Annotated in this window: 24 protein-coding genes; 12 read left to right on the plus strand and 12 right to left on the minus strand. The window is 52.5% G+C overall.

The genetic code is table 11. The features are described from left to right. Positions 1–120 precede the first annotated feature (120 nt). On the minus strand, positions 121–1161 hold the full coding sequence (locus BMY01_RS02005) for a polysaccharide deacetylase family protein (protein WP_074743892.1): 1041 nt from the start codon (positions 1159–1161) through the stop codon (positions 121–123). A gap of 135 nt (positions 1162–1296) precedes the next feature. On the opposite strand from BMY01_RS02005, the gene BMY01_RS02010 reads away from it, so the two are divergent. Together BMY01_RS02010 and BMY01_RS02015 are read left to right on the plus strand one after the other, a co-directional pair. After that, positions 1297–1890, plus strand: coding sequence for an arsenate-mycothiol transferase ArsC (locus tag BMY01_RS02010; RefSeq protein WP_074743893.1), 594 nt, complete (start codon positions 1297–1299; stop codon positions 1888–1890). After that, the gene (locus tag BMY01_RS02015) at positions 1887–3071 is read left to right on the plus strand and encodes a hypothetical protein (RefSeq protein ID WP_074743894.1); all 1185 of its coding nucleotides are present in this window, start codon (positions 1887–1889) and stop codon (positions 3069–3071) included. Before BMY01_RS02010 ends, BMY01_RS02015 begins: the two co-directional genes overlap by 4 nt. A 248-nt stretch (positions 3072–3319) precedes the next feature. Here BMY01_RS02015 and bioF read toward each other — a convergent pair whose 3' ends face one another. Beyond that, positions 3320–4510 (minus strand): 8-amino-7-oxononanoate synthase, encoded by a 1191-nt coding sequence (bioF, locus tag BMY01_RS02020; RefSeq protein WP_074743895.1) that lies wholly within the window; start codon positions 4508–4510, stop codon positions 3320–3322. Between the two features lie 74 nt (positions 4511–4584). After that, complete coding sequence (gene bioB, locus BMY01_RS02025; RefSeq protein ID WP_074743896.1) at positions 4585–5613, minus strand: biotin synthase BioB; 1029 nt, start codon at positions 5611–5613, stop codon at positions 4585–4587. A gap of 177 nt (positions 5614–5790) precedes the next feature. Between bioB and BMY01_RS02030 the strand changes: the two genes are divergently transcribed. Beyond that, positions 5791–6462 carry a ComF family protein gene (locus BMY01_RS02030; protein WP_302848411.1) on the plus strand — a complete coding sequence of 224 codons (672 nt, stop codon included), beginning with the start codon at positions 5791–5793 and terminating at the stop codon, positions 6460–6462. A 22-nt stretch (positions 6463–6484) separates the two neighbouring features. After that, the gene (gene trmL / locus BMY01_RS02035) at positions 6485–6946 is read left to right on the plus strand and encodes a tRNA (uridine(34)/cytosine(34)/5-carboxymethylaminomethyluridine(34)-2'-O)-methyltransferase TrmL (RefSeq protein WP_074743898.1); all 462 of its coding nucleotides are present in this window, start codon (positions 6485–6487) and stop codon (positions 6944–6946) included. Between the two features lie 57 nt (positions 6947–7003). On the opposite strand, the gene BMY01_RS02040 is transcribed toward trmL, so the two are convergent. The 5 genes from BMY01_RS02040 to BMY01_RS02060 all read right to left on the minus strand — a co-directional run bounded on the left by BMY01_RS02040 (position 7004) and on the right by BMY01_RS02060 (position 9827). Further along, positions 7004–8005 (minus strand): NAD(P)H-dependent glycerol-3-phosphate dehydrogenase, encoded by a 1002-nt coding sequence (locus BMY01_RS02040; RefSeq protein WP_074743899.1) that lies wholly within the window; start codon positions 8003–8005, stop codon positions 7004–7006. Further along, positions 8002–8409: an SH3 domain-containing protein gene (locus tag BMY01_RS02045; protein ID WP_254772557.1), complete on the minus strand. Its 408-nt coding sequence runs from the start codon at positions 8407–8409 to the stop codon at positions 8002–8004. The genes BMY01_RS02040 and BMY01_RS02045 overlap by 4 nt, the downstream gene beginning before the upstream one ends. A gap of 88 nt (positions 8410–8497) precedes the next feature. After that, positions 8498–8977, minus strand: coding sequence for a protein-export chaperone SecB (gene secB / locus BMY01_RS02050; RefSeq protein ID WP_074743901.1), 480 nt, complete (start codon positions 8975–8977; stop codon positions 8498–8500). Between the two features lie 152 nt (positions 8978–9129). Continuing rightward, entirely contained in the window at positions 9130–9399 is a 270-nt protein-coding gene (gene grxC / locus BMY01_RS02055) for a glutaredoxin 3 (RefSeq protein WP_074743902.1), read from the minus strand. Continuing rightward, on the minus strand, positions 9396–9827 hold the full coding sequence (locus BMY01_RS02060) for a rhodanese-like domain-containing protein (RefSeq protein WP_081353632.1): 432 nt from the start codon (positions 9825–9827) through the stop codon (positions 9396–9398). Before BMY01_RS02060 ends, grxC begins: the two co-directional genes overlap by 4 nt. Positions 9828–10129: 302 nt before the next feature. Between BMY01_RS02060 and gpmA the strand changes: the two genes are divergently transcribed. The 5 genes from gpmA to BMY01_RS02085 all read left to right on the plus strand — a co-directional run bounded on the left by gpmA (position 10130) and on the right by BMY01_RS02085 (position 15460). Next, positions 10130–10885: a 2,3-diphosphoglycerate-dependent phosphoglycerate mutase gene (gene gpmA / locus BMY01_RS02065; RefSeq protein ID WP_074743903.1), complete on the plus strand. Its 756-nt coding sequence runs from the start codon at positions 10130–10132 to the stop codon at positions 10883–10885. 143 nt (positions 10886–11028) lie between these two features. Then, a complete protein-coding gene (locus BMY01_RS02070; protein ID WP_254772558.1) occupies positions 11029–12303 on the plus strand; it encodes a murein hydrolase activator EnvC family protein in 1275 nt (424 codons plus the stop codon). A gap of 36 nt (positions 12304–12339) precedes the next feature. Then, complete coding sequence (locus BMY01_RS02075) at positions 12340–13785, plus strand: S41 family peptidase (RefSeq protein ID WP_074743904.1); 1446 nt, start codon at positions 12340–12342, stop codon at positions 13783–13785. Between the two features lie 277 nt (positions 13786–14062). Continuing rightward, a complete protein-coding gene (locus BMY01_RS02080) occupies positions 14063–14815 on the plus strand; it encodes a HesA/MoeB/ThiF family protein (protein ID WP_074743905.1) in 753 nt (250 codons plus the stop codon). 81 nt (positions 14816–14896) lie between these two features. After that, positions 14897–15460: a transposase gene (locus BMY01_RS02085; protein WP_074743906.1), complete on the plus strand. Its 564-nt coding sequence runs from the start codon at positions 14897–14899 to the stop codon at positions 15458–15460. A gap of 39 nt (positions 15461–15499) precedes the next feature. Here the strand turns inward: BMY01_RS02085 and BMY01_RS17985 are convergent, their stop codons facing one another. After that, positions 15500–15652, minus strand: coding sequence for a hypothetical protein (locus BMY01_RS17985; RefSeq protein ID WP_217638598.1), 153 nt, complete (start codon positions 15650–15652; stop codon positions 15500–15502). A 190-nt stretch (positions 15653–15842) separates the two neighbouring features. On the opposite strand from BMY01_RS17985, the gene BMY01_RS17990 reads away from it, so the two are divergent. Genes BMY01_RS17990 through BMY01_RS18000 form a run of 3 tightly spaced genes read left to right on the plus strand, consistent with a single transcriptional unit; the run spans position 15843 to position 16813 of the window. Beyond that, positions 15843–16154: a hypothetical protein gene (locus tag BMY01_RS17990; protein ID WP_074743907.1), complete on the plus strand. Its 312-nt coding sequence runs from the start codon at positions 15843–15845 to the stop codon at positions 16152–16154. Positions 16155–16188: 34 nt separating this feature from the next. Continuing rightward, entirely contained in the window at positions 16189–16341 is a 153-nt protein-coding gene (locus BMY01_RS17995) for a hypothetical protein (RefSeq protein WP_217638599.1), read from the plus strand. Then, positions 16301–16813 (plus strand): PEP-CTERM sorting domain-containing protein, encoded by a 513-nt coding sequence (locus BMY01_RS18000; RefSeq protein ID WP_217638600.1) that lies wholly within the window; start codon positions 16301–16303, stop codon positions 16811–16813. Before BMY01_RS17995 ends, BMY01_RS18000 begins: the two co-directional genes overlap by 41 nt. Here BMY01_RS18000 and slmA read toward each other — a convergent pair. From slmA to BMY01_RS02115, 3 genes are all read right to left on the minus strand, one after another. Next, positions 16767–17369 (minus strand): nucleoid occlusion factor SlmA, encoded by a 603-nt coding sequence (gene slmA / locus BMY01_RS02105; protein ID WP_011380461.1) that lies wholly within the window; start codon positions 17367–17369, stop codon positions 16767–16769. The two genes, BMY01_RS18000 and slmA, sit on opposite strands and share 47 nt — an antisense overlap. 281 nt (positions 17370–17650) lie before the next feature. Continuing rightward, the gene (argB, locus tag BMY01_RS02110; RefSeq protein WP_439331391.1) at positions 17651–18535 is read right to left on the minus strand and encodes an acetylglutamate kinase; all 885 of its coding nucleotides are present in this window, start codon (positions 18533–18535) and stop codon (positions 17651–17653) included. Positions 18536–18641: 106 nt separating this feature from the next. Further along, the gene (locus BMY01_RS02115) at positions 18642–18968 is read right to left on the minus strand and encodes a P-II family nitrogen regulator (RefSeq protein WP_074743909.1); all 327 of its coding nucleotides are present in this window, start codon (positions 18966–18968) and stop codon (positions 18642–18644) included. Between the last annotated feature and the right edge of the window lie 2 nt (positions 18969–18970).

Below are 18970 nucleotides of genomic sequence, written 5' to 3' on the forward strand. Positions count from 1 at the left end.
TATAACGGCAGTTTCAATTCGTGGATTCAGGAGTATGCTTGAACGCCCAATAAGAATTCAGGCAAAGTGAACCTATTACGGGATATATCTAGCGCATTCGACCAAATGTTCGTATGCTGTTTATATATGTTGTTTATCTTTGCCGATGACGCGCCGCAGGCCTCGCATAAGCTCAAGGAAGCCGGATATTTCTGCCTCGAACTCCACTTGAGTGATGTTTTCACCATCCAGAAAACGCCGTAACTCAAGACGGTCCGTGTCGGGATAGTTGAACCCGGCAAGGCACGTTGTCGCGCTTTCAATTCCCAGAGCTCTTAGCCACGGGAAATGTATGGGATGGAATTCGCCGCTGGGGTAACAAAAATGCTGGAGCGGACCATCCACGATGCGCGCAAGCGTTGCCCGGTTATCGGTAATCTCGCTCTCGACGCCTTCCTGATCGTTGACGGGCATACAATGACGATGTGTATGAAGCTGCAAATCCATACCTTGTCTAGGAAGGGGTGCCAGCTGATCGGCAGTCATCAGACGAAAAAGCTGGCTGCCGTCGTCCGGATTCCAGTCCACATCCAAAGCCTGTGCCAGCTTCAGCAGCAAGTCTTGCTTGCTGCGATCGTCGAAACTCTTAACCGCTTCGTCGATGTCGCATGCCGCTCGTTCCCTCTGGGCAGGTGAACTCAGATCGACATCTTTGGAACCTCGATTGAGGAAACACGAGTCTAAAACTTTTTCTCGTCCTTTCCAGAGGAGGTAACGCAACGCGACGTCGAAGACAGGCATCTCGTTCACCACATTCCTGGTAGTTACGTACAGAGTCGAAGGAAATCCATAATTCACCAGCACAGGTGCAGCCTTCGTGCCAATGCCAAGCCACCCGTCGTCAAAGGTTATGACCGCTGCCCATGATGGCAACTCTCCTCGATACATGAGATTTAAGGCTTCGTCGAGCGGGAGTATAGGGTAACCATGCCGCTTTAGATACGCCATGCGTTCCCGGAAAGTATTTTCACGGATGAACAATTTTGGTTGAAAATAATGTTCGTCCCGGAGCGATATGCCATGATAGCAAATTATTCGCAAACCTCGCCGGGTTACCATCCGCGCTAAAGCAAACCCGCCCAGCGCTTTGAAGACGACTAGCATCGTTTGACGAAATGACATGCTTACTCGCACTGAAAGGTTTTTGTGGGCAAATGAGGCACGAGTCAAATCAATCGAAAAATAATGTCCGTATCGTACATATCTAACGCCGCTAGTCCGGATGGAATTTCTTATTTTATAATCGGGAAGTTCTAAATGAAACCAAACAACGAATACACACTCTACCAGATGCTGGAAAAATATGGCGGAAAGCGGGCTTGGTTACGTGCTCATGCTTCCCGGCTCATGGACAGCTTGGGGTTTCTGCCACCCGGGCCACCGAAATTTAAATTCGCAGAATTCAGGCGTCTCGTTTTCGTGTGCCAGGGTAACATTTGCCGCAGTCCCTACGGTGAAGCGCGTGCTTGCCAACTCGGGATTTTGTCCGCTTCCTTTGGTCTCAACGCAGATACCGGGAGGGAGGCCAACTTGTCTGCGACGCGCATTGCCAAACAGCGGGGTCTGACCCTAGATTCCCATAGAGCAAAACATCTGTCCAAATTCTCGTTCGAGACGGGGGATCTGGTGCTCACGTTCGAGCCCCAGCAGTTGGCACAATTGACATCCTCTGGAGTACTGCCGGACGGGGTCGTGGCAGATCTCCTGGGCAGATGGTGTTCTCCCACTTTCCCATATCTACATGACCCATATGGGTTAAGCGACACGTATTTTACAGCATGTTTTGACAGGATCGACCAAGCGCTGACTCACCTGATCCCATTTATCCCATCCGCTTTTTTACCTCGGTGAAACGTCATAACATTTTAGTCGCCGACGCCAATGCGCTAGGCTCATTAGCCTGCATTCGCTCGCTGGGACGCGCGGGCCATCGCGTCATTGCCACATCAGCATCTCCGCGGCCCCTCGGATTTGGCTCGCGTTATGCCAAGGTTTGTTTGTCACAGCCGCCTTATGATCCTGCCGCGACGTTTATCGAATGGCTGGACCATGCGATTGAGCAAAACGCAATAGACTGCATCATTCCGACAGAGGGACTATTACTTGCGATCAGGCCTTGGGTAGAACGTTATCAGCACCTGATGCCGCTTTCCCAGAAAGGAGATGAAATATATCGTGCTTTTGCAAAATTCGATTTTTTCAATTCCTTTTTAGCTCCGGGAGCCGACGCAAGACTTAGATTCCACCTGCCACCCACGGTGCTGATCTCGCCATCCCAGACTTCATTGGAAGTACTTGAAAACCATGCGGGACCGTACTACCTCAAGATGGATGCTTCTTATGCAAAAACAAACGGAGCGGAAAGCTTAGTCATCCGTCTCCCCAATTTGGAGAAGGTTGCATCGGTGGTTTCGGAACAACTTCAGCATTATTCACGCTTCATTATTCAATCCCACGTTAAGGGTGAAGGTGTCGGCGTTTTTTTTCTCCGTTGGAAAGGAAAGGTTATTGCCCGCTTTATGCATCACCGCCTGCATGAAGTGCCTTGGGAGGGCGGGGTTTCATCCTTGAGAAGGAGCTGGTGGCATGAGGATATTTACCAGGATGCGCTGGCGCGTCTCAGCTATCTCGACTGGAACGGCGTTTCCATGTTCGAGTATCGCTGGGACCCATCAACCGATGAGTTCTTCCTGATGGAACTGAATGCCCGGTTTTGGGGCTCTCTCCACCTCCCCCTCCAGGCCGGAATTGATTTTCCCAAGCTTCTAATTTCCGCTTGGAATAATGAATCTTTCGCGCCACCTGAAGCCCAAATAGGAGTTCGATGCCGCCTAACCTTTCCGAAGGAAGTTGAATACGTGATTTCACGCATGAAATCCCCGAACTTGAGCTTATGGGAAAAAATCTGGACATTGCTGGAATTCTTCGTGCTTTCCCTCGATCCCAGGGTTAAGTCAGATATGCTTTTCCCAGGCGATAATAAACTTTATTTGCGATCTATTTCTGATACAGTCAGAAAACTGCTGTCATGAATTTTGAGCAAAAACAAGCAAAACCAGAGTGTTAAGTTCTACTCCGAATGGGTGTAAGGGTACTACCAACTACGGAGGGCGAAACCAGGGGCAGAAGGTTGCGCCATGCTGCCGAAGATAGCCCTTCCTTTGGAAGGCACTGCTCTACCTGCGGTGGCAATCAGATCGGCGCATCTCATCCTGCAAAGTCGATGGCGCGCCTAACCTGCGAGAGATTTGCCAGCAGCGCCTTCATGTAAAGGTATTACTTATCCCGCATCATGATCAATTTCCCGTAGTGCTGCGCCCAGTTGCACAATATCCTCGATATCATGCGAGCTGGATAGCGAGATGCGCAAGCGCGCTGTCCCCTCAGGCACAGTGGGTGGCCGGATGGCGGTTACCAGAATATTTTTCTGGCGTAACGCTTCGCTGACCTGCAGAGCTTTGGCATTCTCTCCCATGACCAGCGGCTGGATGGGAGTATCCGATGGAAGCAGTTTCCAGCGTAGCGGGTGGCATTCCTGTTTGAGCAGCTTGATGAGTCGGGTCAGTTTTTCACGTCGCCATGCACCGCTTGCAATCAGCTCCAGGCTTTTCAGCAAGGTATGAGACAGAAACGGCGGGGTCGCGGTGGTATAGATGTAGCTTCGTGCGCACTGAATGAGCATTTCGATGATCTCTTCCTGAGCGGCTACGAAAGCCCCAAATACACCTGCCGCTTTGCCAAGTGTCCCCATGTAGATAATGCGCGGCGAATTGATATTGAAGTGCGCCAGGCTCCCCCTCCCCTGATCGCCTAACACTCCGAACCCGTGCGCATCGTCGAGCAACAGCCAGGCGTCGTATCTTTCACACAACTCCAGCAATTTTGGTAGCGGTACGATATCTCCATCCATGCTGAATACCGCATCCGATACCACGAGTTTGCGTCTGGCCTGAGATGCGGCAAGCTGCCGCTCCAGAACCGCCAGATCCAGATGGGGATAACGACTCAACCTCGCGTGCGATAGAAGCGCTGCATCGTTGAGCGAGGCATGATTGAGTTTGTCCGCGAATATGGCATCACCCCGGCTGGTCAACGCTGTTACTACACCTGCGTTTGCCATGTATCCCGTGGAAAATAGCAATGCCCGGGGGAGCCGGGTAAAGGATGCCAGCGCTTCCTCCAGCAGGTGGTGTGCCCGCGAATGCCCGCTGACAAGATGCGACGCGCCTGCTCCCACGCCATACTGTGCCGCGCCTTCGCAAAGCGCCGCAATCAGTTCGGGATGATTGGCAAGACCGAGATAATCATTACTGCAAAATGCCAGGTATTCACGACCGCTTACCGTTACCCGAGGGGCCTGAGGACTCTCAAGTGTCAGGCGATAACGATACAGGTTCTGGTTTTCACGGCTGCGCAGGTATTCGCGCAGTCCTTCATCCGGTTGATGGATTGAATCCGAGTCGTTGAGCATGCGAGCAGAGGTTGCCCGATAAGATCATTTGCCGCGGGGTAGTGGAAAATAAAGGAGATCGGCGTGAAAATTTGCTATATGGAATGCAACCCCAGCCTGTCAAATAACGCTTTATCCCGCTCGGCTTCAGGATTGCCGGTAGTAAGCAGTTTATCGCCGTAAAAAATGGAATTGGCGCCCGCGAGAAAACACAGTGCCTGCACTGCATCCGGCATTTCTCTCCTTCCGGCTGATAACCTTACCATTGCCTTCGGCATCGTAATGCGCGCGACGGCAATAGTGCGCACGAATTCCAGAGGGTCCAGCGCCTCTGTCCCGTGAAGCGGCGTACCTTCTACCTGCACCAGATGGTTGATGGGAACGGATTCGGGATAAGGATCGAGATTGGCCAACTGGGCGATTAGTCCGGCGCGGGCACGACGCGATTCACCCATGCCTACAATGCCTCCACAACACACATTGATACCCGCATGACGAACCTTTTGCAAGGTGTCGAGCCGGTCCTCGTAATCGCGGGTTGTAATGATCTCCCCGTAAAATTCGGGTGACGTATCGAGGTTATGGTTGTAATAATCGAGACCCGCCTCTTGGAGCTGTTCCGCCTGTCCTGGCTTCAACATGCCTAATGTCGTGCACGCTTCAAGTCCCAACGCTTTTACAGCTCTCACCATTTCCACCACGCTTTTCATATCCCGCTCCTTGGGACCGCGCCACGCTGCGCCCATGCAAAACCGCGTGGCTCCCTGCGCTTTGGCGGCTCCCGCTGCTGCTATCACATCTTCAACCGTGAGCATGTCCTGATTTTCCACATTCGTATGATAGCGCGCTGCCTGCGGACAATATCCGCAATCCTCGGGACAACCCCCGGTCTTGACGGAAATCAGTGTGGAAAGTTGCACCCCATTGGGATCGTGATATTGACGATGAACCAGTTGCGCCCGATGAATCAGATCGCTGAACGGCAGATCGAGTACCGCTTCGACGCGGCGAACGTTCCACCGCTGAAAATCAGCGCTGATGCCGGAAAGTTTGTCAGCGAAACTATCGACTGCTCCACCCGAAGGCGTTTCCATATCAACGATACCGGAAGCCGATTGGCTCATACCCTATCCTTCAATGTTTGACAATCGTTTTGTCTGAACCCCTGTTCACGATGACGAAATGAAAGCCAAATGGCTCTCATTTTCCCGCCTCGTCTTCAGTAGCGAATGGCATAATCACAAATTGCATCGTTGTTGTCAATTTTTTGCTCGATTTTTTTGAACTATCGCTCAAAAATAGTGCAGTCGTTATTCGGGAGAAACTGCCTTCTCTGTGGAAGTCCCACTACTGAAGACCTTTGCGCGCCTTGCCGAAACAGCCTGCCTCATATTTCAGCCCATCACTGCCCGGTCTGCGCGTTACCGATGGAGGAAACCCGCGTCTGCGGCGCTTGCCTTGCCCATCCCCCGGCCTTTGATCATACGCTCGCCGCTGTGAATTATGCCTTTCCGATCGATGCACTTCTCCACTCACTCAAATACCGGACTAATCTTGCCCTGGCACCGGTCCTGGCAGATTTGCTCCTGGCGCAGATCGACAAGACTCTATTACCGGATTTCATCGTCCCGATGCCGTTACACGCGGTACGATTACGGGAACGGGGTTTCAACCAGACGATGGAGATAAGTCGGCAGATATCGAAAAAATCGGATGTTCCTCTGCTGCCCACGCTATGCCGTCGCGTCAGGGATACGGCTTCCCAGACCGGGCTTCCGTGGAAGGAGCGGGAAAAAAATATTCGAAATGCGTTTGACTGCGAGGGAAACTTAGACGGAAAGCGTATTGCAATCGTCGATGATGTAATGACCACGGGCGCAACGTTGAACGAGTTGGCCAGAGTACTGCGTAAATGTGGTGCGGTTCATATCAGCGCATGGGTAGTCGCACGCACGCTCCCGGGCACTCCATAAATACATGTAAGACAGAAACAATATGTTCGATGTAATTCTGTATCAACCCGAGATTCCCCCCAATACCGGCAATATCATTCGCCTTTGCGCCAATACAAGCGTCCGCTTACATCTGGTCAAGCCCCTCGGCTTTACGCTGGAAGACAAACAACTGCTTCGTGCCGGACTGGATTACCACGAATTTGCCAGTATCAGGGTGCATGCAAGCTGGGTAGAATGTATGGACGAACTCGGGGATAGGGACAGACGCTTTTTTGCGATTACCACCAAAGGAAAACAACGCTATGACCTTGTTACCTATTCGCCTGGTGACGCCTTTCTTTTCGGCCCTGAAAGCCGCGGCCTGCCAGCTGATCTACTGGAAAATTTCCCTGAGCAGCACTGCCTTCGCATACCAATGTCAGCGGGAAGCCGCAGTCTCAATCTGTCGAATTCCGTTGCGGTGATAGTCTATGAGGCATGGCGCCAGATGGGATTCGCATAGCGACGCGATGAGTGAATGAGTTGACTGTACTGTCTTCTCTATTGTCTTTTGATCCGCTCAATAGATTTCTGATTTCGGTTCACGATTGAGTAGCGCTTCTACCGCCTGCCCAGCCGGAACACCGTCATCCAATATACTGCAAACACCCTTTGTGATCGGCATTTCAATGCCCATCAAGTGACTTAATCGCAATACTTCCCGAGCCGTGTGGACGCCTTCGGCGATATGCCCCAGTTCCTGCAGAATGTCGGGCAGGGAGCGGCCCGCAGCTAGCGCAAGTCCAACCTGGCGGTTGCGCGACAAATCCCCTGTGCAAGTCAGTATCAGATCGCCTACCCCGGTTAGACCGAGGAAGGTTTCCATACGCCCCCCCAGTTTTAAACCCAACCGGGTAATTTCCGCCAGGCCCCGAGTGATCAAGGCCGCTCGGGCATTGTATCCGAATTCCATACCGTCGCAAATGCCTGCGGCAATCGATATGACGTTCTTGACTGCGCCACCCGTTTCCACACCCACTACATCAGTACAGGAATAAACCCGCAGCCGCGGGGCGTGCAATTGCGCAGCAACCTCTCGTGCAAATTCCCCATCCTTGGAGGCCAGAGTCAAGGCCGCGGGCAAGCCTTGCGCGACTTCAAGTGCAAAACTCGGGCCTGATAGGACGCCATACGGCGCGCCTTCGGCATATTCCTCCTCGGCCACCTGATGAGGCAGCTTTGCCGATTGCGATTCAAATCCCTTGCATCCCCAAATTACAGGGACCTTCTTGCCGCTTGCTGCAATTTCCCGCAAAGTTTCGCGCAAACCCGAAACCGGCACAACGATCAGGGCGAGTTCAGCGTCCTCGACAGCTTCTTCGAGCCCTGCGGTCAACCGCAATGATGCCGGTAAAGGAAAAGCGGGAAAATAGCGGCGATTGATACGTTGTGAAACGAGATCAACCAGATGCTGGCGACTTCGGGTCCACAATGTCACTTGGTGGGAAGAGGCGGTGCTTGCACAAAGACTGAGAGCCAGCGCGGTGCCCCATGCACCGGCTCCCATCACCGCTATTCTCATGAACCCCAGACCTGGCTGGTCCTGACGTACCCGGTTTGACCGTCACGGTGTCGCACTCTCACCCACCCGTTGGCCGGAGACTCAAGCCACTCCAGGATTACACCTTGCTGTACCTGGAACATCAGGGGCGAATTGGTAGTTGCCACCTGATAGACGTCCGCCAGCGGTGAGGTAACGATGACATGGCGCTTCTCATTCAGGGCTTTTTCTTCTACCCAGGCAAGCGCTCCTTCACTGTCGCGAACCTTTACCCATCCCTCGACTTTTACAATAGCTTCAACGGGCAGATTCCGGCTGGCCACATATAACTTCCCCGCCTTGAGTGACGGCGCGTCATACATGATGACGCCATTGTCATTGATCGAATAAAACTCCAGCGCCGCAATGGCGAGCGATGGAAACATCGACACCGCCATTCCGAGAATGGCCAGTCCTCGACTCAGCGAGGATGATATTTTCAGCGATGAACCGCGCACAAGCCCCATTTTTATTTTAATGCGTGATTTGCTGTGTCTCTGGAGTCTGCGGCGCCGCCGAATTCTCCGTCTGCTGCTTTCTCTGGTAGTAAAGTGCCTCGAAATTCACTGGATTCAAAATGACCGGATGAAATCCCGCGCGCGTTACAGTATCGGAAACCGCCTCGCGCAGGTAGGGGAAGAGAATATTTGGGCATGCAATGCCGAGCACAAGCTCCATTTCAGCTTCCGGAACATGACGAATCTGAAAAACACCACCTTGCTGTATCTCCACTAGAAACATCGTCTTGTCCTTGATTTTTGCGGTGACGGTCGTTGTCAACACGACCTCATACAAGGTTTCATCGATGCGCTCGCTCTTGCTGTGCAGTTGGATGTTCACTTCAGGCGTCTCGCGCTCCAGGTATATTCTGGGCGCGTTTGGTATTTCCACAGAAAGATCTTTGACATAGACCTTTTCGATGCTGAAAACCGGTTGCTGCTGCTCGTTACTCATGTCGGATTCCAAAGAATGATAAAACTGTGAATCAGGTGAACATTAATCCGAAACCATAACCCCGGAAATAAAACTGTTCACAAAAAGGTGTTCCCATCCTGCTCAAATTTGCTGCAACCCTCCTCGCTGTCTCGCCCTTTTCGAGAGGCAACTCACGTTGCGAGCAGCTTTGCCAGCCCTTCACTGCGGTCGAGCTTCGCCAGATCGTCGTAACCGCCTACATGCGTATCCCCAATATAGATCTGGGGAACCGTGCGGCGCCCAGTTTTCTCCATCATCTCCACTCGGCGCGCGGGTTCAAGATCCACCCGTATCTTTTCTATTTCCTTCACGCCCCTGGCTCGCAACAACCGTTCCGCCATGACGCAATATGGGCAGAAACCGGTGGAATACATCAATACCTTCGCAGATCCCTCGCTCATTTTTTTATTACCGGCAAATTGGCCTGCTGCCAGGCATCGAAACCACCCGCAAGGTTGTACACGTGCTGAAAACCCTGGCTCCGCAGAAGGGAACCAGCCTTGCCAGTAGTATTAGCCCCCCCACGATGGATTAATATCACCGGCTTGTCCTTGAACTTATCCAACTCCTGCAATCGCTGCTCGAGCTTGTCGGCCGGAATATGCTTTGAATTGGAAATGTGCCCCGACTCATACTCACTGCCTTCGCGCACATCCAGGACCAGCGCGTCCTTATAATTGATAAGCTGTACCGCTGCCATCGTATCCACTTCTTTGCCGCGACGCGAAACCAGCGGCCATAACAGCAGGATACCGCTCGCCACCGCAGCAACAATCAGGGTAATGTTATTCTGAAAGAATGTAATGTTATTCTGAAAGAATGATGACACACCAAGTCTCCTAAAAATCCCTTCTTTAGTCTCTGGTTTCCTTGACTTTCGTAACCGATTATTCTATCAGAGACAGAAGGTGTACGGAATTCTCGCGTTTCACTCCTTTTTTCAATCTTTGTTCGCCTATGCGACTTCATTCCGGGACAGATGTGGAAGAATCCCGGTCCAGGGCAGAGATGCGGGCGAGTCGTCCTGTAAAGGTGACAGCTGGTCAGTTGCCCAGGCTGCTGCGGTAGTATCGAAAATACGGTAAAATTTGAAGTTTTCCCGTCGCGGAAAATCTTATCTACCCCAAGAACATGAAAAAACTCGTTCTCCTGCGACATGGAGAAAGCACCTGGAACAAGGAGAATCGCTTTACGGGCTGGACAGACGTGGACTTGACTCCAAAAGGAGCGGAAGAGGCCCACAATTCCGGCCGCCTGTTGCGGGAAGCCGGATTCACTTTCGATATCGCCTACACTTCGGTACTGAAGCGCGCCATTCGCACATTATGGATCGTGCTGGATGAAATGGATCAGATGTGGATTCCCGTCGAATTATCGTGGCGGCTGAATGAGCGTCATTATGGCGCGTTGCAAGGCCTGAACAAACTTGAAACAGCAGTTGCATATGGTGAAGAACAGGTATTGATCTGGCGGCGAAGTTACGATATTCGCCCGCCTGCGCTCACTCCCGATGATCCCCGTTATCCCGGCTCCGACCCTCGCTACCGGAACTTGGCAAAGCAGGATATTCCCCTTACCGAGTGCCTGCGGGATACCGTATCACGGTTTCTGCCCTACTGGTGTGAAAGCATTGCTCCCCAGGTCAAAAGTGACAAAAGCGTCCTCATCACCGCGCATGGAAATTCGCTCCGGGCCCTCGTCATGTATCTTGACAACCTTTCCGAACAGGAAATCATGGAGCTCAATATTCCGACCGGCATTCCGCTCGTATATGAGCTTGACGACAGCCTGAAACCAGTCCGCAGCTATTATCTCGGAGACCAGGCAAAAATCGAGCAGGCCATGCAGGTCGTCGCGAATCAGGGAAAAATTCTGCCCAACCTTTAACTTTTGGTTTAATCTCTGTTTTTCCTATTGCCGTACTTGCCGTGCCTGTTCTTTATACGCATACTCTCTGACTTCTGATCCGGCTGCCTTTTCCTTCTCATCCCACTGCTCGATGGCGTAGGATCTGCTCACGCTCGATACGTTTGAAAATTTCAGCCTCAATCCGTATTCGCCTCTGGCTCAAGGTTTGCCGCACGCTTATCCCTGCCTGCGCGCTGTTAATCTGGCAAGCACCTGTGGCCGCCGAGCCATCCGATAGTGAAGAGTTGAAACAACTGAGAAACAAGATCGAGACGCTGGAAAAGGAACTCACGGATACGGAAGGATACAGGTCCGAAGCGGCGGGAGCGCTGCGCGAATCGGAAAAAGCGATCGATGCCGCTAACCGGCGGCTTGCGGAACTCGCCAAGCAGCGGCGTGCCGCGAACAGCAAGCTTGGCCAGCTGAAAGCGCAGTCTGCCCAGATCAAGAAGGAAATAGCGGCGCAGCAACTGCAGTTGAGGAACCTGCTTTACGGGCTCTATATCGCCGGAGGCGGACGAAAAGAGTACTTGAGTCTCTTGCTGAGTCAGCGGAATCCTAATGAAATAGCCCGTAATCTCCACTATTACGAATATTTCTCACGCGCTCGCAAGGAAGGTATCGATGGCTTGCGTGCGAATCTTGAGAAGCTCAATACGCTCAGCCTCGCCAGCCGGGAAAAAAGTGCCGAGATCTCGGGTGTGCACGCACGGCACGCCGAGCAGAAAGTACAGCTCGAACAACAAAAAGACGGTCACGCGAAGCTTCTGGCAGAAATATCACTGCAAGCCGAAGAGCAGCGGCGCGAAATCAACCGGCTCAGGCGCAATGAAGACCGCCTCACCAGGCTGGTGGAAAAACTTACCAGGATGCTTGCGAAGAAAAAGAAATTCGAAGCATCTGAAAAACCTTCCGAGCCAGGCGCACCCCCTGCTCCTGCCAGCAACAGCAGTTCCCCCGATTCCTCGGAGAATGCGATGCCATTCACGAATGGAACGTCCTTCTCCTCCCTCCGCGGCCACCTGAATTCACCAGTGCGCGGGGAACTTGCAAACCGCTTCGGGAGTCCACGTGCAGATGGTGGCGTTACCTGGAAAGGGTTGTTCATCCGCGCCGCTGGCGGCGAGAGTGTGAAGGCGATTGCAAATGGACGCGTCGTATTCGCCGACTGGCTCAGAGGGTTCGGCAATCTGATGATTCTGGACCACGGTGACAGCTATATGAGTCTTTATGGAAATAATGAAGCGGTCCATAAGCGGGTGGGAGACGTGATCAATGCCGGAGAGACGATAGCCACAGTAGGCAATAGCAGTGGAAATTCCGATACCGGCCTATACTTTGAATTGCGCCATCAGGGCAAACCGTTTGACCCTTTGAACTGGGTCAGAATAAAATGATCTAAGCAACAATTTGACTTGTTTGGAGAATATTTAATGGGCGACAAAATGCGGCAGTTCGGCCTCGTCATTTTCGGTGCAATCGCCGGCGTGATGCTGAGCCTCAATTTTTCTGCTGTTGCCAATAAGGAACCGCAGGGGGTCCTGCATCCCCTTCCGGTGGAGGAGCTTCGCGCCTTCACAGAAGTGTTCGGGCGGATAAAAAATGATTACGTCGAACCGGTAGAAGACAAAAAGCTCATCACTGAAGCCATCAATGGCATGCTGACAGGCCTCGATCCCCATTCCGCCTATCTGGATGCAGATGCTTTCAAGGAGCTGCAGATTGGCACCCAAGGTGAGTTCGGGGGTCTAGGCATCGAAGTGAGCATGGAAGACGGGTTTGTCAAGGTCATCTCTCCTATCGAGGATACACCCGCCTTCCGCGCCGGGATAAAACCTGGAGATCTTATCATCAAGCTGGACGATACAGCGGTCAAGGGGCTCTCGCTTACGGATGCCATCAAGCGCATGCGCGGCAAGCCCGATACGCCTATTACCCTTACCGTCGTGCGCAAGGGTGAGGCCAAGCCGATTGTGTTCCCGCTGGTTCGCGCCGTCATCAGGATACAAAGCGTGAAGTCAAAAATGATCGAGCCTGGCTACGGATATATTCGTATCACCCAGTTTCAGGAACAGACGGGGGAAAACCTGGCGAAGGCGATAGATAAGCTTTTCAAGGAAAGCGGCGGGTCGATGAAGGGACTGGTGCTGGACCTGCGTAATGACCCGGGCGGCCTGCTGAATGGAGCAGTGGCAGTATCTGCGGCCTTTTTACCGGACGATTCTCTGGTTGTTTATACTGATGGCCGTAGCGAAGACGCGAAGATGAAACTCAAGGCCAGTCCTGAGTTCTATCTGCGTGATACGAAGAACGACTACGTCAAGCGGCTCCCACCGGGTATCAAGACCGTACCGATGGTGACACTCGTAAATGGCGGCTCGGCTTCAGCCTCGGAAATCGTCGCCGGCGCATTGCAGGATCATAAACGGTCGATCGTGATGGGAACGCAAACCTTCGGTAAAGGTTCGGTCCAAACCATTTTACCGCTGGGGAACAACACAGCCATCAAATTGACCACGGCACGGTACTATACGCCAAATGGACAATCCATCCAGGCCAAGGGAATTACGCCTGATATCATGGACGAATTGGCAAAGGATGAAGTCGAGCGCCTGCGTGAAGCTGATCTCGATCGTCATCTATCCAATGGCAAGGCTGAGGAGCAGAAACGGGAGACGGAGGCAAAGGTAGTGCCGGAAGCAAAGGTGGCGCCAAAACCGGGAGTCAAACCGGCCAAGTCCGAGAACGAAGAAGACAAGAACAAGAAGCGTGAGTCACCTGCTGAGTTCGGTTCCAGCGATGATCTGCTGCTAGTTCAGGCGATCAGCTATATCAAGGAAAATGCCAGCAAGCGCGCAACTGCAAAAGTAGAAAACTGAGGTAACTCCTGAACATCAGACAGCGGAAGAATCGAGGCAAAATGCCATAATTCTTCCGCTGCCTGCCTGCGAATTTCACAGATGTCGTGCATAGTCGAGCACGCTTAGCTTAATATCTGCCTGGCTTGTTGCGTTCCCCCTTTTATCCTCATCCAGGGAAGTTCACATCGGTAGCCCATCCATTGGTTACCACGCATTCGCGATGTTCCCTATGCCCTTCTCCCGAAAAAGAGCGATATCCAGTATCACTCTCAGACAGCGGCGAAACATTTTCCAAATGAATGACGATCAGTTGCTGCGTTACAGTCGTCACATCCTGTTGCCGGAGATAGGAATACAAGGTCAGGAAGCCTTGATCCGGTCGCATGTACTGGTAGTCGGGGCGGGGGGACTCGGCTCCCCTGCCACCATGTACCTTGCCTCAAGCGGAGTCGGCAAGCTCACTATCTGTGACAATGACAGAGTTGACCTGACCAACCTCCAGCGCCAGATCATTCACGGTACAGACGACATTGGTGCACCGAAAACACGCTCTGCCAGAAAGACTCTTGCGAAAATCAATCCTGAAGTCGAAGTGATCGAACTCGACGAGCGTATGGATGAAAAAAGATTGCTGCAACTGGTCGGGGACGCCGATGTGGTTGTGGACGCGAGCGATAACTTTCCCACCCGTTATGCTATCAACCATTCTTGTGTCCTTCTCCGCAAGCCGCTCGTATTAGGCGCAGCCGTGCGTTTTGAGGGGCAAGTCGCGGTATTCGATCTCAGGCACTCAGACAGTCCATGCTATCACTGCTTGTTTCCAGCCGGTGGGGAAGATCAGGACATGCGCTGCGCGGTAATGGGCGTGCTTGCACCGCTGGTAGGAATCATTGGCTGCATGCAGGCTGCAGAAACACTGAAAATTCTCACCAACACCGGCCAAACCTTGAACGGCCGCCTGCTTACACTGGAGGGTCTCGCCATGAAATGGAAATCGTCCGAGTTGAGAAAGGATCCAGGGTGCGAGGTTTGCGGAAACCCAGCGTAGCTCTTGCGTTCGAGGTGACCGAGGAACCCAGCGCACAGTTATAAAAAAATACTGCGGGCCAGCTAACAAGAACGTGCTGACGTGGCGGCGGTAAGGCTCGTCTGGCGGGACTCGCAAAAGACCTGCGACCCCCCGCGTCTGATCTTTCTCGATGAAACGGGAGCAAGCACGGACATGACAAGGCGGCATGGCGACTGCCTTGTGGGAGAGCGATGCCATGACCACGTTCCCGGCGGTCCCTGGAAAACCATGACTTTCGTTGCCACTCTGCATCTTGACGGCCTAGTTGCGCCGTGGTGTCTGGATGCTCCCAGAAATGGCGCAGCTTTCCTGGCTTATGGGAAAACCCAGCTCTGCCCCGCGCTCAAGCCCGGTGATATCGTCGTCTGCGACAACGTGGGCAGCCACAAGGTCGCGGGCGTCCGGGAAATGATCGAGGACAAAGGCGCAAGAATTTATCTGCCACCCTATTCTCCCGACCTCAACCCCATGAAGCAGGTCTTCTCCAAAATCAAAACCCTTCTGGGTAAAGCCGCCGAACGATTCTTCGACGCCCTCTGGGTCGCCATGGGCCGCACCATTGAAACCATCCGGCCCCAGGAATACCGCAATTACTTCGCCAACTCCGGGTATGTATCTAACTGAACGAGAAATGCTCTAGCTGCTCTCCTTCAGTAGAAAATTCTACTTCCGATCACCGCTATTTTCCGGGGGGATTACCGTATTGTCCGTCACTTTCTCGCAGTTCATAAAGCTCTTGCCCCTGTCAGCGCGTTGGGGCCGACGATAGCGCTTACGTATTGCCTCAAGATAGACCCGTTTCTCATGCTTGCCCATGTCAACAACCTCCACTCAGTTCGGTTACCAACAACTTGAAGCAACGTATCCTCTTGATGGACTCCTTCGGTTACTTTTTTATTGAGGCAATTCGTGCATTTCGTCGGCCTTGATAATTCAAATTCTTTGTCTATCTTTAAAAATGAAAGCTCGGCGCACATCCTTCTTAGAAAAATAAAGAGAATTCATCATGAAAATCATCGTTGACCCCAAAATCAGTGGGTTTATCCTTGCTGCAGCATTTTTTGCTGGTCTGGGTTTCGGCGCTAACGCCTCCGCGCAAGAAAGAAGCGCTTACCTTGTCGACCTTAACAGCAAGACAGTAATGGCGCTTGGCGCTTGGGGCGGCACTGACATTGAGGCTATGGGCATCAATGATGCCGGGGAGGTCGTGGGTTGGGCTAATATACCTGTACGGGACACCGTTGATTACAATAGCCACGCTTTCATCACCGGGTCCGCTGGGATCGGAATGAGGGACCCGGTACTCTGGGGGGACTAACAGCTATGGTTACGGCGCCAACAACAAAGGGCAGGTGGTAGGTTATTCTCACACCGCTGGAGGCGCTCCTCATGCATTCATCACCAACCCTAATGGCGCAGGGATGAGAGACCTTGGCACTTTAGGTGGGCCTTTCAGCTCTGCTAATGACATCAACGATGCCGGACAGGCGGTGGGGTTGGGCTAATACGGCTCCAGGCCCCGTTTTCTACCATCGCCATGCTTTTATAACCGGCCCTGGCGGAATGGGGATGAGGGACCTTGGCACTTTGGGCGGCACTAACAGTGAGGCTAATGGGGTTAACGATGCAGGGCAGGTGGTAGGTTATTCTCACACCGTTGAAGGCGCTACCTATGCATTCATTACCGGCCCTAATGGCGCAGGGATGAGAGACCTTAACTCTCTTGTTGATCTGCCCCCCGGAGTAATTCTAACGGAAGCGATCGACATCAATAACGCAGGGCAAATTATAGCCCTTTCAGTCATCCCAGAGCCTGAGATTTATGTGCTTATTCTTGCAGGCCTCGCGCTGATCGGCCTTATCCCGCGCCGAAAGAAGATGAATGCCGAACCTTTAGGTTGGCTAGACGTGTTAGTGGCCAGCAGTACTACTACGAAACCACCTGCCCGAAGGAATTGCTGGAAACTATCTCTCTAAACTGCGCTTCCCAATATTCCATCGGATCGCGTTTGAAACCGCTTTTGGCAAACTGATGCCAACGCCCCACAACATAACATAGCAGCATATTTGCATGGGCGGATACGTCCAGATCCTCTACTATTTCCCGCTGGCTTACTGCAAAACGTAATGCCTGCTTGAGCGTTGCCTCCAGACGGTCGTGCAGTTGGGTGACGCGATTTTGCAATCGCTCATTCTCGTTTATCAAGGCATCCCCGATCAACACCCTGGTCATTCCAGGATTTTTCTTTGCAAAACCAAGCAATAGGGCAAGAATGCCTTCGATCTGCCTGATGCCGCTTTTTTCTTCCGCTACCATCTTATTGATGAAGGTGAACAGGGTCTTTTCTATGAACTCGATCAAACTGTCGAACATTTGTGCTTTGCTGGCGAAATGACGGTAAAGCGCGGCCTCGGAAACATCCAGCTTTGCCGCCAGCGCCGCTGTGGTAATTTTACCTGCCCTAGGCTCTTCCAGCATCTCTGCCAGAACCTGCAGAATCTGATCTTTTCTTTCCCCAGGCCTGCCCGTCATTGATTCCTCGCTTCAATACCGAATTTCAAACTCTGCCACCTATTATAACTACCGCGCGCGACATGGATGGGCTGCATCACGTGAGATGAGATTGTAAAAACGATATGTCCGGATCGCACTTGGTTTGCTCCGTGTGCCTTCGGGATCTGATTTCGACTTCAAAGATCCACTCCTTATCAGAAATGTGCAGCAACTCCCTCCCTCCAGGGGAATCCAAGGACCTTGACGAAATATTTGCCGGGGGCAACAGTTTGCCTCTCGGATTGCCATGAAGCAGCAAATCAGTTCGCCTTTATAAGTGTTCCAACTCCCTCATCCGTAAGCACTTCGAGTAACAATCCATGCTCGACGCGTCCATCGATGATGTGACACGATTTGACACCGCTTTTGACGGCGTCCAGGGCAGAACTGATCTTGGGAATCATTCCCCCAGAGATGGTGCCATCGGCAATTAGCTCATCCACTCCCCGTGCAGTCAATCCTGTCAGCAAATTTCCCTCTCTGTCCAGAACGCCTGATGTGTTGGTAAGCAGTATCAGTTTTTCCGCGTTCAAAACCAGCGCCAGTTCCCCTGCAACGAGGTCGGCATTAATGTTATAGGATTCGCCGCGGCTGCCTACGCCGACTGGGGCAATCACCGGAATGAAATCGCGGGTTTCGAGCAACTCGATCAGGGCGGGATCGATGCCCTCGATTTCTCCAACCTGGCCGAGATCGACCCATTCGTGCACTCTCTCCTTGTCGCGCATCAGCATTTTTTTTGCGCGGATAAAGCTACCGTCCTTGCCTGTCAGGCCGACTGCGCGACCACCGTGCTGATTGATGAGATTGACGATTTCCTTATTGATCAGCCCCAGCACCATCTCGACGACATCCATGGTTTCCGCATCGGTAACGCGCATTCCCTGAATGAAGGCGCCCTGCTTGCCGACCCGCTTCAACATATCGTTGATCTGGGGACCTCCCCCATGAACGATTACCGGGTTCATGCCCACTACTTTCAGCAGCGCTACGTCATGAGCGAAACACTTTTTGAGATTTTCCTCCGTCATGGCGTTGCCACCATACTTGATGACGATGGTTCTCCCGTGAAAGCGCTGGATATAGGGTAACGCCTCGGCCAGAATTTTTGCTTTGTCTTGTGAGGAAGGTTGAGATGGCAGCATGTCTTACCTGAGGAAACTTTTTGCGCTATTTTACCTTGAGTAGCGCGCCGCCGGGTTTCAAAAATTCGACACTCTCGACGGCATTAACACGATATAGGAGGTTATCTCAGAGATTGCTTCCATCGCGAATACGGCGAGCGGATTCAACTGGCAGGACCCAGATAAGGCCGTCGCCAATCTGACCTGTACGACCTTCACGCATGATCACATCGGTAATGCTATCGACCATGTCATCAGCGACAAGGGTGCAAAGCATGACCTTTCCGGTGAAATCGGTGAGCGCCTCCTTCAGACTTGGGTTATCGATGAGTACAGGAGCGGAGAATCCCTTTGCTTCAAGCACTGTCAGGCCGGGAAAGCCTGGAATAGCGCGCAACGCCCGCCGCAATTCATACAGCCGATCCGGCCGGCATATCGCGCGGATTTCCTTCATCT

It is taken from the genome of Nitrosospira multiformis (assembly GCF_900110185.1).
Lineage (GTDB): Bacteria > Pseudomonadota > Gammaproteobacteria > Burkholderiales > Nitrosomonadaceae > Nitrosospira > Nitrosospira multiformis_A.

Excerpts from the sequence above, each read along its gene's own strand:
- BMY01_RS02005 (WP_074743892.1), bottom strand. The coding sequence starts at position 1,161 with ATGTCATTTCGTCAAACGATGCTAGTCGTCTTCAAAGCGCTGGGCGGG.
- BMY01_RS02045 (WP_254772557.1), bottom strand. The coding sequence starts at position 8,409 with ATGTTTCCATCGCTCGCCATTGCGGCGCTGGAGTTTTATTCGATCAAT.
- BMY01_RS02040 (WP_074743899.1), bottom strand. The coding sequence starts at position 8,005 with ATGAGAATAGCGGTGATGGGAGCCGGTGCATGGGGCACCGCGCTGGCT.
- BMY01_RS02075 (WP_074743904.1), top strand. The coding sequence starts at position 12,340 with ATGGGCGACAAAATGCGGCAGTTCGGCCTCGTCATTTTCGGTGCAATC.
- bioF (WP_074743895.1), bottom strand. The coding sequence starts at position 4,510 with ATGCTCAACGACTCGGATTCAATCCATCAACCGGATGAAGGACTGCGC.
- BMY01_RS02080 (WP_074743905.1), top strand. The coding sequence starts at position 14,063 with ATGAATGACGATCAGTTGCTGCGTTACAGTCGTCACATCCTGTTGCCG.
- BMY01_RS18000 (WP_217638600.1), top strand. The coding sequence starts at position 16,301 with ATGACATCAACGATGCCGGACAGGCGGTGGGGTTGGGCTAATACGGCT.
- trmL (WP_074743898.1), top strand. The coding sequence starts at position 6,485 with ATGTTCGATGTAATTCTGTATCAACCCGAGATTCCCCCCAATACCGGC.
- slmA (WP_011380461.1), bottom strand. The coding sequence starts at position 17,369 with ATGACGGGCAGGCCTGGGGAAAGAAAAGATCAGATTCTGCAGGTTCTG.
- BMY01_RS17990 (WP_074743907.1), top strand. The coding sequence starts at position 15,843 with ATGAAAATCATCGTTGACCCCAAAATCAGTGGGTTTATCCTTGCTGCA.
- BMY01_RS02115 (WP_074743909.1), bottom strand. The coding sequence starts at position 18,968 with ATGAAGGAAATCCGCGCGATATGCCGGCCGGATCGGCTGTATGAATTG.
- BMY01_RS17985 (WP_217638598.1), bottom strand. The coding sequence starts at position 15,652 with ATGGGCAAGCATGAGAAACGGGTCTATCTTGAGGCAATACGTAAGCGC.
- BMY01_RS02010 (WP_074743893.1), top strand. The coding sequence starts at position 1,297 with ATGAAACCAAACAACGAATACACACTCTACCAGATGCTGGAAAAATAT.
- secB (WP_074743901.1), bottom strand. The coding sequence starts at position 8,977 with ATGAGTAACGAGCAGCAGCAACCGGTTTTCAGCATCGAAAAGGTCTAT.
- argB (WP_439331391.1), bottom strand. The coding sequence starts at position 18,535 with ATGCTGCCATCTCAACCTTCCTCACAAGACAAAGCAAAAATTCTGGCC.
- gpmA (WP_074743903.1), top strand. The coding sequence starts at position 10,130 with ATGAAAAAACTCGTTCTCCTGCGACATGGAGAAAGCACCTGGAACAAG.
- bioB (WP_074743896.1), bottom strand. The coding sequence starts at position 5,613 with ATGAGCCAATCGGCTTCCGGTATCGTTGATATGGAAACGCCTTCGGGT.
- grxC (WP_074743902.1), bottom strand. The coding sequence starts at position 9,399 with ATGAGCGAGGGATCTGCGAAGGTATTGATGTATTCCACCGGTTTCTGC.